This is a genomic window from Gordonia sp. (in: high G+C Gram-positive bacteria), assembly GCF_052106715.1.
Classification (GTDB): Bacteria; Actinomycetota; Actinomycetes; order Mycobacteriales; family Mycobacteriaceae; genus Gordonia.
This window is the reverse complement of sequence record NZ_JBQEDL010000020.1, coordinates 64,073-79,698: the sequence shown is the minus strand read 5'-3', so window position 1 is coordinate 79,698 and position 15,626 is coordinate 64,073. Positions and strand designations below refer to the sequence as shown.

The 15,626-nt window shown below is 67.0% G+C and carries 15 protein-coding genes; 7 read left to right on the top strand and 8 right to left on the bottom strand.

Annotation, left to right across the window (positions count from 1 at the left end):
- Both ACTIMF_RS11795 and typA read right to left on the bottom strand, forming a co-directional pair.
- On the bottom strand, positions 1–985 hold a 985-nt coding region (locus tag ACTIMF_RS11795), incomplete at its 3' end, for an ABC transporter substrate-binding protein (protein ID WP_442350484.1).
- Positions 986–1,124: 139 nt separating this feature from the next.
- Positions 1,125–3,035, bottom strand: a complete 1,911-nt coding sequence (gene typA / locus ACTIMF_RS11790; RefSeq protein WP_442350483.1) for a translational GTPase TypA — start codon at positions 3,033–3,035, stop codon at positions 1,125–1,127.
- Positions 3,036–3,149: 114 nt separating this feature from the next.
- Here typA and ACTIMF_RS11785 point away from each other — a divergent pair, with 114 nt between their 5' ends.
- The gene (locus tag ACTIMF_RS11785) at positions 3,150–3,326 is read left to right on the top strand and encodes a hypothetical protein (RefSeq protein WP_442350477.1); all 177 of its coding nucleotides are present in this window, start codon (positions 3,150–3,152) and stop codon (positions 3,324–3,326) included.
- A 9-nt stretch (positions 3,327–3,335) separates the two neighbouring features.
- Here ACTIMF_RS11785 and ACTIMF_RS11780 read toward each other — a convergent pair whose 3' ends face one another.
- The 4 genes from ACTIMF_RS11780 to ACTIMF_RS11765 are packed head-to-tail and all read right to left on the bottom strand — an operon-like array spanning position 3,336 to position 7,417.
- The gene (locus ACTIMF_RS11780) at positions 3,336–3,743 is read right to left on the bottom strand and encodes a (deoxy)nucleoside triphosphate pyrophosphohydrolase (protein WP_442350476.1); all 408 of its coding nucleotides are present in this window, start codon (positions 3,741–3,743) and stop codon (positions 3,336–3,338) included.
- Complete coding sequence (locus ACTIMF_RS11775) at positions 3,740–4,756, bottom strand: ABC transporter ATP-binding protein (protein WP_442350475.1); 1,017 nt, start codon at positions 4,754–4,756, stop codon at positions 3,740–3,742. Before ACTIMF_RS11775 ends, ACTIMF_RS11780 begins: the two co-directional genes overlap by 4 nt.
- Positions 4,740–6,353: an ABC transporter permease gene (locus ACTIMF_RS11770; protein WP_442350474.1), complete on the bottom strand. Its 1,614-nt coding sequence runs from the start codon at positions 6,351–6,353 to the stop codon at positions 4,740–4,742. Before ACTIMF_RS11770 ends, ACTIMF_RS11775 begins: the two co-directional genes overlap by 17 nt.
- A gap of 17 nt (positions 6,354–6,370) precedes the next feature.
- A complete protein-coding gene (locus ACTIMF_RS11765; RefSeq protein ID WP_442350473.1) occupies positions 6,371–7,417 on the bottom strand; it encodes a thiamine ABC transporter substrate-binding protein in 1,047 nt (348 codons plus the stop codon).
- Between the two features lie 228 nt (positions 7,418–7,645).
- Here ACTIMF_RS11765 and ACTIMF_RS11760 point away from each other — a divergent pair, with 228 nt between their 5' ends.
- The 3 genes from ACTIMF_RS11760 to ACTIMF_RS11750 all read left to right on the top strand — a co-directional run bounded on the left by ACTIMF_RS11760 (position 7,646) and on the right by ACTIMF_RS11750 (position 11,129).
- Positions 7,646–8,533: an Rv1157c family protein gene (locus tag ACTIMF_RS11760; RefSeq protein ID WP_442350472.1), complete on the top strand. Its 888-nt coding sequence runs from the start codon at positions 7,646–7,648 to the stop codon at positions 8,531–8,533.
- Positions 8,534–8,735: 202 nt separating this feature from the next.
- Positions 8,736–9,872: a hypothetical protein gene (locus tag ACTIMF_RS11755; protein ID WP_442350471.1), complete on the top strand. Its 1,137-nt coding sequence runs from the start codon at positions 8,736–8,738 to the stop codon at positions 9,870–9,872.
- A gap of 45 nt (positions 9,873–9,917) precedes the next feature.
- The gene (locus ACTIMF_RS11750; protein ID WP_442350470.1) at positions 9,918–11,129 is read left to right on the top strand and encodes an alpha/beta hydrolase; all 1,212 of its coding nucleotides are present in this window, start codon (positions 9,918–9,920) and stop codon (positions 11,127–11,129) included.
- Positions 11,130–11,171: 42 nt separating this feature from the next.
- Here ACTIMF_RS11750 and ACTIMF_RS11745 read toward each other — a convergent pair whose 3' ends face one another.
- The gene (locus tag ACTIMF_RS11745; RefSeq protein WP_442350469.1) at positions 11,172–11,684 is read right to left on the bottom strand and encodes a hypothetical protein; all 513 of its coding nucleotides are present in this window, start codon (positions 11,682–11,684) and stop codon (positions 11,172–11,174) included.
- A gap of 65 nt (positions 11,685–11,749) precedes the next feature.
- On the opposite strand from ACTIMF_RS11745, the gene ACTIMF_RS11740 reads away from it, so the two are divergent.
- From ACTIMF_RS11740 to ACTIMF_RS11730, 3 genes are all read left to right on the top strand, one after another.
- Positions 11,750–12,313, top strand: a complete 564-nt coding sequence (locus ACTIMF_RS11740; protein ID WP_442350468.1) for an HhH-GPD-type base excision DNA repair protein — start codon at positions 11,750–11,752, stop codon at positions 12,311–12,313.
- Positions 12,314–12,347: 34 nt separating this feature from the next.
- A complete protein-coding gene (locus tag ACTIMF_RS11735; protein ID WP_442350467.1) occupies positions 12,348–13,382 on the top strand; it encodes a hypothetical protein in 1,035 nt (344 codons plus the stop codon).
- A gap of 104 nt (positions 13,383–13,486) precedes the next feature.
- Positions 13,487–14,299: a mycofactocin-coupled SDR family oxidoreductase gene (locus ACTIMF_RS11730; RefSeq protein ID WP_442350466.1), complete on the top strand. Its 813-nt coding sequence runs from the start codon at positions 13,487–13,489 to the stop codon at positions 14,297–14,299.
- A gap of 7 nt (positions 14,300–14,306) precedes the next feature.
- Here the strand turns inward: ACTIMF_RS11730 and ACTIMF_RS11725 are convergent, their stop codons facing one another.
- Complete coding sequence (locus tag ACTIMF_RS11725; protein ID WP_442350465.1) at positions 14,307–15,608, bottom strand: hypothetical protein; 1,302 nt, start codon at positions 15,606–15,608, stop codon at positions 14,307–14,309.
- Between the last annotated feature and the right edge of the window lie 18 nt (positions 15,609–15,626).

Here is a 15,626-nt window from a genome sequence, read left to right as displayed (position 1 = left end):
ATCCGTAGTTGGACGGCGCATAAACGGTGTTGGCGAACGGCGTCACCACGGTGTCACCGGCCGCCGCCGCCCGAATGAGATCCCCGTCGAGCATCCCGAGGATCGCGCGGCGCACGGGAAGTGACGCCATCGTCTGCGACCGCGTATTGGTGTTGACCGTCAGTCCGCGAGTCATCGGACGGCGGATCGTCGCCACTCCGGGGATCGCACCGACCTCGGCGGCCGACGCCGGCCCCGCTGTCAGCGACACCATCGTGGAGTCCCCGTTGCGGATGGTCTGTGCCATCTGCGGCGCGGTACCCGCGCGACGCAGTACCACCTGGTCGATCTCGGGCGGCTTCCGCCAGTAGCGGTCGTTGCGGATCAGGCGGACCTCGTCACGCGAACGGTCGATCGAATAGACGGCGAACGGTCCGGCGGTCACCGGTTTGCCCTTGTCCATGCCCGTTTGGAATCCGGTCGGCTCGGATTTGAGGCTGTGGCTCGGCAGCAGCGAGGTGAACAGTTCTCGCCACGCCGTGTACGGCTGAGCGAAGGTCGCGGTGACGACTTTGCCGCCACTCCCGGTCTCGACCTTCTTGATGGCGCGATAGCCCGCCGCGCCGACGACGTTCGGCTGCCGTGACATCTGCTGCCACAGGTAGGCGAAGTCGTCGCCAGTCACCGGGAGGCCGTCCGACCACTGCGCGTCGTCGACGATCGTGTAAGTCACCTCGAACGGATCGGTCGAGGTGACCTCCGCCGATGCGAGCAGGGCGTCGTTCCGCTGCCACTGGACGCCGTCGGGCGTCTGAATCGGCCGGAACGCGCTCGGGAGGGTGAGCGAGGCGACCGCCGTCGTCACCGAGCCGAGGTCCGATCCGATGTGCGGATTGAACCCCGACCCGATCGAGTCGGTCGCGACGTACACGGTGCGTTCGTCCGGGTACTCGTTCGGCGTCGTCGTCGGCAGCGTCTCCCTGACCGGCGGCGGCGGATCGGCCATGCACGCAGTCGAACCGAATCCGACGACGCCGACCAGGATCAGCGCGGCGACGCGGCGACGCTTCCCACGACCCCCAGAACGCGAACCTGCTGAACGCAGCACCGAACCTGCCGTGCCGGTCATCCACGCACCTTCCGATTTACGAGTTCTGGTCGCGTGACTTCGCGCGCGAACGCTCACGCGCGCGAGTCGATGCATCCAGATGCAGCTTACGCACGCGCACCACCTCGGGCGTCACCTCGACGCACTCGTCAGCCGCACAGAACTCCATCGCACCCTCGAGGTCGAGAACCATCGGCTTGGCGAGGGTCTCCATGACGTCGGCCGACGACTGGCGCATATTGGTCAGCTTCTTTTCGCGCGTGACGTTGATGTCGAGGTCCTCCGCGCGCGGGTTGATCCCGACGACGTGTCCCTCGTAGGTGTCGTCACCCGGGTCGACGAAGAACGTTCCTCGATCGGCGAGCTGGATCATCGCGAACGGGGTGACGCTGCCCGCGCGGTCGGAGACCAGCGAGCCGGTGTGACGGGCACGGATCTCCCCCGCCCACGGCCCGTAGTCGGCGAACACCGCGTTGGCGATGCCGGTGCCGCGCGTCTCGGTCATGAAGTCGGTGCGGAACCCGATGAGTCCACGCGAGGGCACCTCGAACTCCATGCGGACCCAGCCGCTGCCGTGGTTGTTCATCTGATCCATGCGGCCCTTACGCGCGGCCAGCAGCTGGGTGACGGCGCCCAGGTACTCCTCGGGCACGTCGATCGTCAGGTGCTCGAACGGCTCGTGGACCTTGCCATTGACCTGACGGGTGACGACCTGCGGCTTGCCGACGGTCAGCTCGAAGCCCTCACGGCGCATCTGCTCGACGAGGATCGCCAGCGCGAGCTCGCCACGAGCCTGGACCTCCCAGGCGTCCGGTCGTCCGATGTCCTGCACACGCAAGGAGACATTGCCGATGAGCTCGCTGTCGAGGCGGTCCTTGACCATGCGCGCGGTCAGCTTGTGCCCCTTCACGCGACCGGCGAGCGGCGCGGTGTTGGTGCCGACGATCGCTGAGATGGCGGGCTGGTCGACGCTGATGCGCGGCAGGGAGACCGGGTTCTCCGCGTCGGCGAGCGTGTCGCCGATCATGATCTCCGACATGCCTGCGACGGCGACGATGTCACCGGCGACAGCCACCTCGGCAGGCGCACGGTCGACGCCGAGCGTCACCAGGAGTTCGGTGATCTTCGCCTTCTCGATGACCGGCTCACCGTCGACCTCGCGGCACCACGACACCTGCTGGCCCTTGCGGAGCGTTCCGTTGTGGATGCGGACCAGACCGAGTCGGCCGAGGAACGGCGACGCGTCGAGGTTGGTGACGTGTGCCTGCAGCGGAGCCTCGGTGGTGCCCTTCGGCGCCGGGACGCTGTTGATCAGCACGTCGAACAACGGGTCGAGGTTCTCGCCTGCGGGCACTTCACCGTTGGCGGGCTGCTCGGTGCTGGCGACGCCTGCGCGGCCGGAGGCGAACAGCACCGGTAGCTCAAGCGCGAGTTCGGCGGCCTCGGAGGCCTCCTCGTCGTCGAGATCGGACGCGAGGTCGAGGAGAAGGTCCTGCGACTCGGTGACGATGTCGCCGATGCGGGCGTCGGGCCGGTCGGTCTTGTTGACCACCAGGATCACCGGCAGCGACGCGGCGAGAGCCTTGCGGAGCACGAACCGCGTCTGCGGAAGCGGCCCTTCGGAAGCGTCCACGAGGAGTACGACACCGTCGACCATCGACAGCGCACGCTCGACTTCACCGCCGAAATCGGCGTGACCCGGCGTATCGATGACATTGATGACGTACTCGGAGCCGTCTGGCTGACGGCGATGCACTGCGGTGTTCTTCGCGAGAATGGTGATGCCCTTCTCGCGCTCGAGGTCGCCGGAGTCCATGACGCGGTCGACGAGTTCGGCGCGCTCGCCGAACACACCGGACTGACGCAGCATCGCGTCGACCAAGGTGGTCTTGCCGTGGTCGACGTGCGCCACGATCGCGACGTTGCGGAAGTTGGGGACTGCGCTCACTAAGGTCTCTTTCATCGGGCCCGGACTTTTAACCTAGTAAGGATAGCGGCAGGGTCGCCTCTGGCGCGATTTCAGCGGTGGAACCATACGGTTAGGCTGAGCTAAACTCCGGCCATGGGGAAGAATGATCCCGCTCGAGTCGCGCGCATGAAGCCGAAGAAGAAGTGCTGCCGAAAATCGACACGCTGCCTACGGTGTCCGGTCGTCATCCACCGCATGGGCAAGCTCGACTGTGACTCGATGTCGAAGAAGCAGGCGAACAAGGCACTCAAGAAGGCGCGGGCGGCCTGACCGGCAACCTTATTCACGTCCGCGCAGGTCATCGAGTAGTTCGGGAATCCATTCCCGGTCGTTTGGGACGATCGATCCGAGTGAATCGAGCGCGAGGAGCCCGTCGGCGTCCACCCATCGGAGGTCGAGGTGCTCGGCCGCCCTCGGCGTTCCCGCGACGATCTGTGCCCGGATCGCGATCAGTTCCAGCCCCGGTTCGGGGCGCACAGCCGCGACGAGTCGCTCCGCTACACGGACGTGGACGTTTAATTCCTCACACAACTCCCGGACGAGCGCCCCATCGAGCGTTTCGCCCGGTTCGACCTTTCCGCCGGGCAGCTCCCACAGGCCCGCGAGTTCAGGTGGACGCGAGCGTTGCGCCAACAGCAGACGACCCTCCTCGGAGTAGATCGCACCGGCGACGACGACAACGCTCATCCGCGCACCACACCGATCCGTTCGATCATCGGAGTCAGTGACACTCTCTCGGCCACGGCGACGGCGACGTCGGAGACCGCGTCGACCGTCTGGCCGCCGACGTCCACCTGTATCCGCCACGTGCCGATCATCGGGACCGAACGGGTGACGACGGCCGAGCCGGTCGCGTCCGGCTCGGCCCGCAGCGAGTCCGGACGCAGCGCCACCCGGCACGGTCCGTCGGGGACATCGAAATCGGCGTCGAGAGGCACCACCCCGATGCCTGTGGTGAGCACCCGGGAGCGGACGTCGCCGTCGACGATGTCGGTGGCTCCGAGGAACCTCGCCACCCATTCGTCGGCCGGACGACGCCAGAGCCGTTGAGGCGCAGCGGTGTCGACGATCGATCCGGCACGCATCACACTGACCACGTCCGCCATGAGCGCAGCTTCGGTGTGGTCGTGCGTCACCACGACGGTCGGGGTACCCGCAGCCCGCACGATGTCGGCGATAGCGACGGCGAGATCGTCGCGAAGTCGGCGGTCCAGTGCCGCGAGCGGTTCGTCGAGCAGCAGCAGCCGAGGACTCGGCGCGAGTGCACGCGCCAACGCCACGCGCTGAGCCTGCCCGCCCGACAGCTCGGTGACCCGCCAGTTCTGCGCGCCGGGGAGTCGGACGAGTTCAAGAAGTTCGGCGACGCGGGCTTGCGACTGCGCTCGATCGACACCGCGCCGAGCCAGCCCGTAAGCGATGTTCTGCCCGACGGTCCGGCCCGGGAAGAGTTGACCGTCCTGGAATACGACGCCGAAGTCTCTGCGGTGCACTGGGATCCGGGTGAGGTCCTGGCCGTCGTATACGACGGTGCCCGACGCGACCGGTTCGAGGCCTGCGATCGCACGCAGGAGGGTCGACTTCCCACATCCGGACGGACCCAGTAATGCCGTCACCGGCGAGTCGCCGCCGACCTCCCAGTCGACCTCGTGCACCACTTCGCGGGAACCGTATCGGATCGACACGTCATGCAGCGTCAACAACCGTCCGCCTCCTTTTATTCGTTCTCGCGCTCGCTGCGACTTCTACGGCGGCGACGACCACCGCACTCACCGCGATGAGCAGAACGGACGCGGCCATCGCGGCCGCATAGTTGTCCGCGCCGGGTCTTCCCATCAACGAGCCGATGAGCACCGGCAACGTCATCGTGTCCGCTCGGGCGAGGAACGTCGTCGCGCCGAACTCACCGATCGCCATCACGAACGCGAACGCGGCGGCTGCGCTCAACGACCGTGCGGTGAGCCGCAGATCGATCGTGCAGAACACGCGCAGGTCGCGTGCGCCAAGCGTCGCCGCCGCATCCCGCAGACGAGGCGAGACCTGTTCGAGCGCAGGGACCATGACCCCGACCACCACCGGTATCGCGATCAGTGCCTGCACGCACGGCACGATCAGCGGTGACGCGGCCACCTCATACGGAAGATCGGCCAACGCCAGCGTGTATCCGAATCCGAGGGTCACCGCACTGACCCCCAACGGCAGAACCGACAGCACGGCTCCGGTTCGGACGAGGAAACCGCCGCCTCTGGTCAGCGCGGCAGCGGTGAGCAACCCGATGGCGACCGCGATCGCCATTGCCAGCAACGCGCTGGTCACCGAGTAACGAAGTGATGCGACGGCGGACTCTCCGTATGTGTCGTCGAACATCGCGGCGTACCCGGCCGTACCCCAGCGCCCGCCGGGGCGCAGCGACCGGACCACGAGGGTCACAATCGGCAGCACCAACCAGACACCGATCCACACGAGCACAGCACCTGCCGCGACGACGGTTCCGCCGCGCGGCCGCTGCGCATGCGACATCACCCCGCTGTGGGGCACCCGGCCTGACCCGAGCCCCCGCGCCACCGCCAGCGCTGCCAACACCATGACGATCTGCAGGACCGACAACGCGACCGCATCGGGCAGTCGCGCATATCCGATTCCCTGCAGGTAGATCTCCGTCTCCAGGGTCCGTGCGTTTCCCCCGCCCAGGATCACCACGACGCCGTAGCTGGTGGAGCAGAACAGGAAGGTCAGCCCGAAGGCCGCCGCTGCCGCAGGCAGCAGTCGCGGTGCGACGACGTCGACGAACGCCCGGAACGGGGACGCGCCGAGCGAGCGAGCCGCCGCCACTTGACGCGGATCCACCCGCTGCCAGGCGGCGCAGACCACGCGCACGACGACGGCGACGTTGAGAAAGGTGTGCGCGGCGATGACCGACGTCCAGCCCTGGCCGACGCCGAGGAACTCCAGTGGTCCGTCGAACAGCGCGCGGAACGCGACACCGACGACCACGGTCGGCAGCACGAACGGCAGGGTGACGATCACCCGTAGCAGCGCCGTTCCGGGAAGGGTGACCCGCGACAGCAGCCAGACGATCGGCGCAGCAACGACGAGCGCGGCCACCGCTGACACGGCGGCCTGTAACGCGGTGACTCCGAGCAGGCCGAATGCACCGGTCCGCGACCACGACTGGGTGAGAGTCGTCGAATCGCTGTCGTCGAGAGCACGCATCACCAGCACACCGAGCGGCCAGGCGAAGACGACCGCAGTGAAGATCAGGGGGACGAGAAGACCTAGCCTGCGTGCCAGACCTGACACGCCTCGCGGGCGGAAAGTCAGGGCTTCACCGTCTGACGCCACTGCGTGAGCCACTCCTCACGGTTCTTGTTGATGTAGTCGGGCGTCATGCGCACCGTCCACGCCGGTGTGGGCGCTCGTTGACGCCAGTCAGCGGGCAGGCGAACGTCCTTCTGGACCGGGTACACGTACATCGAGGTCGGCAACGCCGCCTGGACTTCCGGACTCAGAAGGAAGTCGACAGCCTTCTTCGCGCCCGCCACATTGCGCGCCCCCTTCAGCACGCCAACGTACTCGATCTGCGCGAAACAGCTGTCGAGGATCGCGTGGGTACCCGGCGTCGCGGCCGGACTCGACGCATACGAGACGACGATCGGCTTGTCACCGTGCCCCTCTCCTGCGCTGAAGCTCTGGTTGTAGGCGATCTCCCAGCCCGAGACGATCTGCGCGCCGTTTCCGCTCAACGCGCGCCAGTAGTCCGGGGCCTTCTTCCCGTACCGCCCGATGGTGGAGAGCAAAAAGCTCATCCCGGGCGAGGACGTCGCCGGGTCCATCAGCACGGTGAGATCGCGGTACTCGGGTTTCGTCAGATCGTCGATGCTGGTGGGCGCCGCGACGTTGTTGCTGTCGAACCAGGCATCGTCGACGTTGACGCACACGTCTCCGCGGTCGACCGCGGTCAACTGATCGGCATGAGAATCGATCGCGTATTCGGCGGCTCCACCTTTCGCCAACGGCGACGTGTAGGGCTCGAGCGCGCCCGCGTCGATCGGCCGTGCTGCGAAAGTGTTGTCGATGCCGAAGACCGCGTCGCCCTTGGGAGAGCCGGGGGTCAAGGAGACGACGGACGACAGTTGCCCCGCGTCGCCGGACCGCACGATGTTGAGCTTGAGTCCGGTCTTGTCCTGGAACGTGTCGACCAGTCGCTGCGGCAACTCGAACGAGTCGTGCGTCAGCAGGTTCACTTCGTTCGCGCTGTCGGCCGAGGCGCAGGCGAACGAGGTCGATGCGACGACGGCGACGATGCCGAAAGCCAACGTCCGGCGCACCGTCTGCGCTCTGACTCTCCCTGCGCGGTACTGCACTCCGTGCCTCCTGTGGACTGATATTTCGGTGCTGCCGCGTAACGACACACGTGTTCCTGACGAATCTAACCAGCAGACGATGGATATCGCCGAAGCCGCCGCGCCCGCCGACATCTACGTCGAATCATGTTTCACACAGGTAACAATATTCACACCAGCCTCAGTAGCTTCACAGTGTTCGCGTTACACTCGCGTCACCACCTGAGCCGTCTACCGATTGGATACGCCGTGCGATTCGCGCGCACCAGCCGCACCGCCACCCTCGTCGCCGCCCTCGCGGTGACCGGCGCTCTCGTCGCTCCGGCCACGGCCCACGCCGAGCCCAGCACCCCATCAAAGCCCAGCAGCACGAAGTCGAGTCCCGCTCCGCAATCCGAGCAGACGATCCCGCTCCCGGAGAAGACGCCCGACGTCGATCCCGAGATCCTCAAGTCGCTCGGCACGTTCGCCCCCGCCCTGATCGGCTCGGTCGCGACGCGCGGAGAGAACGGCAAGGTCGACACCGCCCTCCTCAAGCAGGCGCGATCGCTCGCTGACAACCCGGCAGTCCCCGTCCAGGCCGCTGACACATGGCGCAGCCTCATCGACTTCCTCGGCGAACCGGGCAAACAGGAGGCCGTCGCCGCCGGGGCGATCCCGGTGGCCAAGCGTGATGCCGCCAAGGACGACGACGCTCCGAATATCCCCAACGGCCCGAACAAGCCGCGGATTCAGCAGTTCCTGTACCCGACTCTCGGCTTCGGGTGCATGCCTGGCGGCGGAAACTCGGTCGGCATGGCGCTGGCCACCGCGGGCCCCCAGGACGCCCCGGCACCGGGCCCCAAGCGCGGCCAGGCCGGCTTCGTCTACACGAGCCTGGGCACCGGTCCGGCGAAGACCTCCAACCGCCGCCTCTACGTTTCCTGGCTGAACCTGGAGAACGGGCGCACCGGACAGACCCGACTCAAGCCGAACGCCAAGATCAACGCGGCCAAGGGTCCAGGCACTTTCACCGGTATCGCGAAGACCGGGCGTGGCCGTATCGTCTCGACCGTCTACGGCGAGGTGACCACCAAGACGAAGGGTCGCACCGTCTCGTGCATGATCGCGCCGACGATCGGCACCGCGATCATCTGACAGAGGACGACTGACGACAACTCAGTGCCCTCCGGGTTCTTCCCGGAGGGCACTGTCATGTCGCGGCGATGTCACAAGTCGGACTCACTCCTTGAATTTTCACCCCATTCGCACCACTATTAACTTCGATACCATCTGTCACATCAGTAACATGCCCGGCGGCGTGCTGGTGTGCCGAATCGTCAGTAGTGGGAGGAAGCCAATGGCAGTCGTCAGGAGTTCGGTCCGCGTCGGAATCGTCAGCGCCGCAGCAGCATTGGCCGTGACCTTCGGCGCGCACGGCTACGCGTCGGCCGAGCCGGAGACCACGCCGACGACACCCGGCACGTCGACGACACCCGAATCCTCGACTGCACCGGACTCCTCGACTGCACCCGGCTCGTCGACCACCCCGAGCACGCCCGCGCCCGACGGCGAAGCCCCGACCCTCGAGGGCATCCCCGGAGACGCCGAACTCACCGAACTATTGCGCGCCCTCAAGCAGTCCGGCGGCGCCGAAGAAGCAATCGGCGCACTCTCGTCCATCCTCGGCTCCGAAGGACAGGTCGACCCGTCCGGAATGCTGACCAGCCTCGGCATCAACCCCGATGCACTCGACTCGATCCTCCCGACGTCACCTCCGACGACGGATCAGAACTCGCAGACCCCGGCCGCTCCGGGTAGCAGCTCACCCGAGAGCGCGGCGCCTACCGGCGAACCCAGCACCAGCAATCCGGGCACCACCAATCCGGGCACCACCGACCCGGCAGCACCGAACCCCGTCGCAGGGTCGGCGACGACGCCAGCCGCAGGCGACGTAATCGGGACCCTGGAGAAGCTGACCGGCGCCAAGATGCTCTCCCCCGCGATCGCGCCCTTCTGCGCCGCCCCCACCGACGACAACCCGCTCGGCATCGTCACCGCACCCGCCGTCGCGGTGCCCGGTCCGTGGCCGGCCGGCGAGAGCTCCGCGATCGCGAAGCTGCTCAAAGGCAGCGGAGCCGACAGCCTGCTGAAGCTCACCGATCCGGCCCGATCCAAGTCGCTGAAGGCCGTCGACAACGGTGAGATCGCCTACGCCCTGGTCCCGCCGGCAAAGCCCGACTCGGACAATCTCCAGGTGGCATGGTTCAACACCTCGACGATGCAGGGCGGAATGGAAACACTCAAACCGCTCGAGCAGGACAAGACCGTTGGCCCGCTACTCAAGGCACTCGCCACCCGCGACGGCTTCCACGGGATCCGACTCGCGCGCGCATCCACCGGCGAGGGCACAGTCCTGTCCGCGGTGTTCGGCACCACCACGACCGGTCCGCGCACCTGCTACTTCCTTCCCGCTCTCGGCGCCGTCAACAACTGACGCTGCCGCACAACCACTCTCACATCTGAAGACTCGAGGATCACCATGCCCGCGCAGCCCCGTCGCATCCTGCCCGCACCGGATCACACACCGTCGAGGCTCCACGTGCTCACTTCGCGCCCGGCCAAGGCGGTGGGCACCGTCGTCGTCGCGGCCGGACTCGTCGGCAGCGCGTGTGTCACTCAGGCGTTCGCCGATCCCACTCCGTCCGCACAGGAGGCTCCCCGCGGCGGCCAGACGCCCGGCTCCGTGTTCGCGAACAGGTCCGTCGCCGACAACGACCTTGCAGCCGCCGCCGGCAGCGGCCAGCAGTACAGCTTCTGGACGCAGGGCAGCGATGGCCGAACGCACCTGACGACTGCCGTCGTCCTCACTCCGAAGGGCAAGAAGCCGGCAGGCGGCTGGCCGGTCGTCGCCTACACACACGACGCCGATGGAATTTCCGGCAAGTGCGGACCCACCAAGTCGAAGGTCGCGCGCGACACCGACACGGTTTCCGAACTGCTACGCAACGACTACGCGGTGATCGTCCCCGACTACTCGATGGTCGGCACCACCGGATCACCGCAGTACGTCGACTACTCGGCCGCTGCACAAGGCGTGGTAGACGCGGTGCGGGCCGGGCTAGACGTCGAGCCGGCACTGTCCCCGAAATGGGCCGCAGTCGGCGACGAGCAGGGCGCGGCAGTCGCGGTCGACCTCGCCCGATCGGCGTCGTCGTCCGAGCCGGCGAAGCTCGACTTCCGTGGCGCGACCGCGACCACTCTGCCCGTCGGCTACGCCGATGTCGTGACCGGGCTGAGCCCGCAATCGGCGAAGGTCACGCAGGCGACGGTCACCGATGTGGTCTACACCCTCGCGTCACTGCCGTCCGACGACGTGGCGACGCTGCTTTCCACGCGCGGACGCGAACTGGTCGCTAAGGCGAACGACACGTGCGGCCCCGCTCTGACGAAGGCCATCGGATCGTCGAACGTTGCCGACCTGGTGCGCGCCCCGATCTCGTCGAAGCGGTCGCTCGTCGCCGATCTCCGCAAGCAGCTCGCGCTGCCCTCCAGCGGTTTCAGCCGCCCGATCATGTTGAGCCAGAAGCTTGTCGACGACCATACGGACGTCGGGACCAACCTCCAGTACCTGACCACCGCGCAGCTTGCGAGCAACAAGGTGGCGGCCAAGACCTATCTGACGGGCGATGCGCGCGACGCCGACCGCCAGGAGAAGTCCGCGCTCACCGATTTCCTCAAGAAGCTCTTCTAGCCCCTGCCCGGCGGCTCAGCCCGCTCAATGAGGTTGTGCCACTCAGCCTGCGAAACTCGGTGCTGTGGTCGTGCACGTCCGGTACTGCGGGTTGACCATCGGGTTCCAGGCCATCGCACCGGCCTTCTGCTTGATCGTGAGGCGGACCGGGCCGATGCCCGGGTGCACCACGGTCTCCCACTGGTAGTGGGTGGTACGAGTCGGGACGGTGACGCGCCCACTGCGACCGGTATGGAGGTTCTTCCACTTCACGGTCGTGGAGATCGTGTACTCGGTGACGTTTCCCCACTGCCCACTCGAGCGAATATCGTTGGCGCGTAGTGAGATCGCCGGCCCGGGGAGGCCATCGGACGGATACTTGATCCCGGAGTAGACATCAACGGCGACCGGGATCCGGGGCCCCGGCCATGGATCGGCGATCGAGCATCGGACGGTCTTCACATAGTGTTCGCCCACCCACGGAGCCGCCGCCGCATTCGGCGCAGCGACGCCGAGTCCGACGGTCGCCAGAGCCGACGCTGCAAGCAGCCCGGCGCCTGCCCTGATCTTCGACATCTGTGTACGCCTCGTGAGCCCCAGTTCGCGCATGGCGACAGTCTGCCACCCCTTACGATGGGCTCATGGCGAATCTTCAGATTGCTCAGGACCCGGCCGCCGACGAGCTTCTGTCTACCGATGCGTTCGCTCTGCTAAGCGGGATGTTGTTGGACCAGCAGTTCCCGATGGAGCGGGCGTTCGCCGGTCCGGCGAAGATCGCCGAGCGTTTCGGCTCGCTCGACCCGGCGGCCATCGCCGCCGCCGACCCGGAGTCGTTCGCCGACCTGTGCGCCACTCCCCCGGCGATTCACCGGTACGGACGGTCGATGGCCGGCCGAATCCAAGAGCTGGCACGCATCGTCGTCGACGAGTACGAAGGCGACGCCGAGTCGATCTGGACTACCGCGAAGACTGGTCGGGAATTGTTCGACCGCATCCGCGCGCTGCCCGGTTTCGGCGAGCAGAAATCGAAGATCTTCACCGCGCTCCTCGCCAAACAGCTCGACGTGAAACCGGCGGGGTGGACGACGGTGACCGGCGACTACGGGAAGAAGGGCTTTCGTTCGGTCGCAGACGTCGTGGACGGCGATTCGCTGATCAAGGTCCGCGAGTTCAAGAAGGCAGCGAAAGCTGCTGCGAAGAAGTGATAAGTTTCTGCAACCGCCGGGTACACTTTCGCGCATGAGCAAGTCCCCCATCGACGCGCGCGGGCTCGTCAGCCTGCCGTTCCGCGTCGGCTTTGCGACGACCGGAGTATTGCTCGGCACCGTCGAATCGGTCGTCAACGTCGCACGATTGACAGCGGGAAGCATCGAGACCGAAGTGAACGAGGTCCTCGGAGTCAGCTCGGAAGCGAACACGACGTCGGTCCGGGCACCGCTGGCGATCCTGAGTCAAGTCGCCGACCTCCTGGGCCCGGATCGGCCGTTCGGCCGTCTCCTGGCAAACGGTGGCCCACTGGACCGACTGGTCCAACCAGGCGGCGTGATCGACCGCCTCACCGCACCGAACGGCCTACTCGAGAAGCTGACGGAGAACGGCGGCATCCTCGACCAGATGACGGACGAGAAGGGCATATTGATGCGCCTGGCCGCCAAGGACGGCCCCATCGACCGCCTGACACGTGACGGTGGCGTCGTCGACCAGTTCACCGAGAACGAAGGCGTCCTCGAGCGGCTCACCGCCGACGGCGGATTCCTGGATCTGATGACCGACGAGCACGGCATCCTGATGCGCCTCGCCGCGAAAGACGGCCCCCTCGACCGCCTGACCCGCGAGGGCGGCGTCGTCGACCAGTTCACCGAGAACGAAGGCATCCTTGAGCGACTGACCTCCGAGGGCGGCATCGTCGACAAACTGACCGCGCCGGACGGGGTCCTGGAGAAGCTCGCCAAACAGGACGGTCTGCTCGACCGCGCGGCCAGCGACGACGGGCTACTGGACCAACTGCTCGGCGAGGGCGGCGCACTCGATCGACTCATCGAGGAGAACGGCCCGCTCGACAAGTTCACCGAGTTGTCGGAGACGCTCGCATCGCTGCCGCCGAATCTCGCGGCGATGCAGGAGACCGTCGATCGCCTCAACGACATCGTCGAACTCCTCAACGCGTCGGTCGCCCCTATCGGCGGACTCGCCGAACGCCTCCCCAAGCGCCTCACACGCGGCAACGGCGGCGGCCGCGGATCGTACGACCAGCCGCTCCCCCCGCTGGGCTGAGCTGCACGGATTGCCGAACTGCACCGCGCGGGATCGCGTGTCTGATACCACCGAAGTGCCAGGAGAATCTCCTGGCGCACAGACACGATCGAGAGGCAGTCGACATGAGTAGGCTTTCCGGCCGAGTGGCTTTGGTGACCGGGGTGGCGCGGGGACAGGGACGGGCCCACGCCGTACGGCTGGCGCGCGAGGGCGCCCACATCGCGGGCTTGGACATCGCCGGTCCGATCGACGGAATACCGTACGAGCACGCAACTCCCGAGGATCTGGAAACGACTGCCCGATTGGTCGAGTCACAGGGCCGGGAGTCGATGCTGCGTCAAGGCGACGTGCGGGACCTCGACGCATTGACCGAGCTGGCGAACGATACCGTCGAGCGATGGGGACGCCTGGACGTGGTGGTCGCCAACGCAGGCATCTGCATCCCGGCCGCCTGGGCCGAGGCGACGCCGAAGGTCTTCCAGGACACTCTCGACATCAACGTGACCGGAACGTGGAATACGGTGATGGCGGCGGCTCCGCATCTCATCGCCACAGGCCGCGGATCGATCATTCTCATCAGCTCGTACGCAGGCAAGAAGATGCAGCCCTTCATGGTGCACTACACGACGAGCAAGCATGCGATCACCGGGATGACCCGAGCATTCGCCGCGGAACTCGGTGCTCACAACATCCGGGTCAACAGCGTGCACCCCGGCGCTGTGGACTCCCCGATGGGCTCAGGTCAGATGCAGTCGCGTATCGCCGAGACGAATGAAACCAACCAACGTCTCGCCCCGATGGGCACACCGTTCCTCAACGAGTACGCCGCGTCCACCGATCAGATCGCCGACGCCGTCGCCTTTCTGGCATCCGACGACGCGTCGTTCATCACCGCCGAACACCTGTCCGTCGACGGCGGCGCTCAGTACTTCTGAGCAGAGTTCACTTCTGAGCAGAGTTCAGGGCGTTCACAAGCACTGACAAGTAGTCGTCGACATCGGACGCGATCGGTCCGCCTGCGCATACCGAGATCGTGACGGCGTCGCCTATCCCGTGGACGCCGTGCGTCAACGAGTGCATCCGGGAGAGCGCTGGGAATCCAGCCGTCAACAACACGCGTCCTCCTGCCAGCGACAGGTCGGCCGCACCCCGATTCACCGACGACACGACGGTCCATCCGGAGACGGTCGCGGGCGGTGGAGCGTCGGCGCCGAGACGAACGGCGGCCGACGCGAGCGCCGCAGGTGCCGACGCCGCTGCTCGCCTCGCAGCGAGCCGACCGGGAGAATGGGCCCGACGGCGCGCGGCCGAGAGATCGTCGGCGATCAGACCGGCTCGCCGGGCCCGGTCGGCGACATCCGCGTGGAGCCCGATCCCCGCCGTTTGAAAACGATTGCGCGGCAGCACCTCCGCAGAAGGATCATCGTCGAAGGCAAGAGTCAGCTCGGCGCACGCATCGCCCGGACGGGCTGCGAGGTAGTCCGGAAGCACCTCGGCGAGGATGGCGAGAACGCCCGCGGTCACCGATCGCCCGCCGACCTTCACCGTCGCTGCGGGCACGGTGAGAGTTCTGAGCTCTCGGATGGGGCCGGGCGTAGCGTTGGCTCGCGTCGGGCTAACCGAGACCGGGGCGGGTTCCGTTTCGGCCCTCGACCACGCTATGAGTCCGCGCGCCGTCGCGCGAGCCAGATGCGGACCGATCATCGCCCCGCCGCGCAACGCCGCGATCCGGTCGTCGGCGGCGGCGACCGGCCCGTCGCGCGCTGGTTCGGGCGGCGCGCCGCCGAACAGCGCGCGGGCGATCGACGACACCCGTCTGCCGTCCCCGAGCGCGTGGGAGACCTGAAAGACGGCGACCCGGGCCCCACCGCCGGCACCGTGTACCCCGGCTACTCGATCGAAGACGTGAACACGCCACAGGGATCCGTGGTCGTGCAGTCGGGACATACCGGCGACCTCGGCCAGCACGCCGCTCCATTCGTACGGTCCGGCGCGGACGACGACCGCATCGTCGCGGACCGGCGCGGGTACCCAGCGTGGATAATCGAGGTCGCCCGGGACCGACTCGACGACCAGGTGCAGGTCGGCCAGCGCCGCCGCGCGACGTCGTACCTCACCGACCAGATCCGGCGCCGTCCGCCGCGACGACGTCGGTGCGTCGAATGCGAAGAGCACGAACTGGTCGTTGCCTGCGATCCGAGACGCCCAGTACATAGCCGCGTCAGCGTAGGCCAGCGCGCGCATACCCCTCCTTCGAGGTCG

Excerpts from the sequence above, each read along its gene's own strand:
- ACTIMF_RS11735 (WP_442350467.1), top strand. The coding sequence starts at position 12,348 with ATGAGCAAGTCCCCCATCGACGCGCGCGGGCTCGTCAGCCTGCCGTTC.
- ACTIMF_RS11750 (WP_442350470.1), top strand. The coding sequence starts at position 9,918 with ATGCCCGCGCAGCCCCGTCGCATCCTGCCCGCACCGGATCACACACCG.
- ACTIMF_RS11780 (WP_442350476.1), bottom strand. The coding sequence starts at position 3,743 with ATGAGCGTTGTCGTCGTCGCCGGTGCGATCTACTCCGAGGAGGGTCGT.
- ACTIMF_RS11785 (WP_442350477.1), top strand. The coding sequence starts at position 3,150 with ATGGGGAAGAATGATCCCGCTCGAGTCGCGCGCATGAAGCCGAAGAAG.
- ACTIMF_RS11745 (WP_442350469.1), bottom strand. The coding sequence starts at position 11,684 with ATGTCGAAGATCAGGGCAGGCGCCGGGCTGCTTGCAGCGTCGGCTCTG.
- ACTIMF_RS11755 (WP_442350471.1), top strand. The coding sequence starts at position 8,736 with ATGGCAGTCGTCAGGAGTTCGGTCCGCGTCGGAATCGTCAGCGCCGCA.
- ACTIMF_RS11725 (WP_442350465.1), bottom strand. The coding sequence starts at position 15,608 with ATGCGCGCGCTGGCCTACGCTGACGCGGCTATGTACTGGGCGTCTCGG.
- ACTIMF_RS11740 (WP_442350468.1), top strand. The coding sequence starts at position 11,750 with ATGGCGAATCTTCAGATTGCTCAGGACCCGGCCGCCGACGAGCTTCTG.
- ACTIMF_RS11730 (WP_442350466.1), top strand. The coding sequence starts at position 13,487 with ATGAGTAGGCTTTCCGGCCGAGTGGCTTTGGTGACCGGGGTGGCGCGG.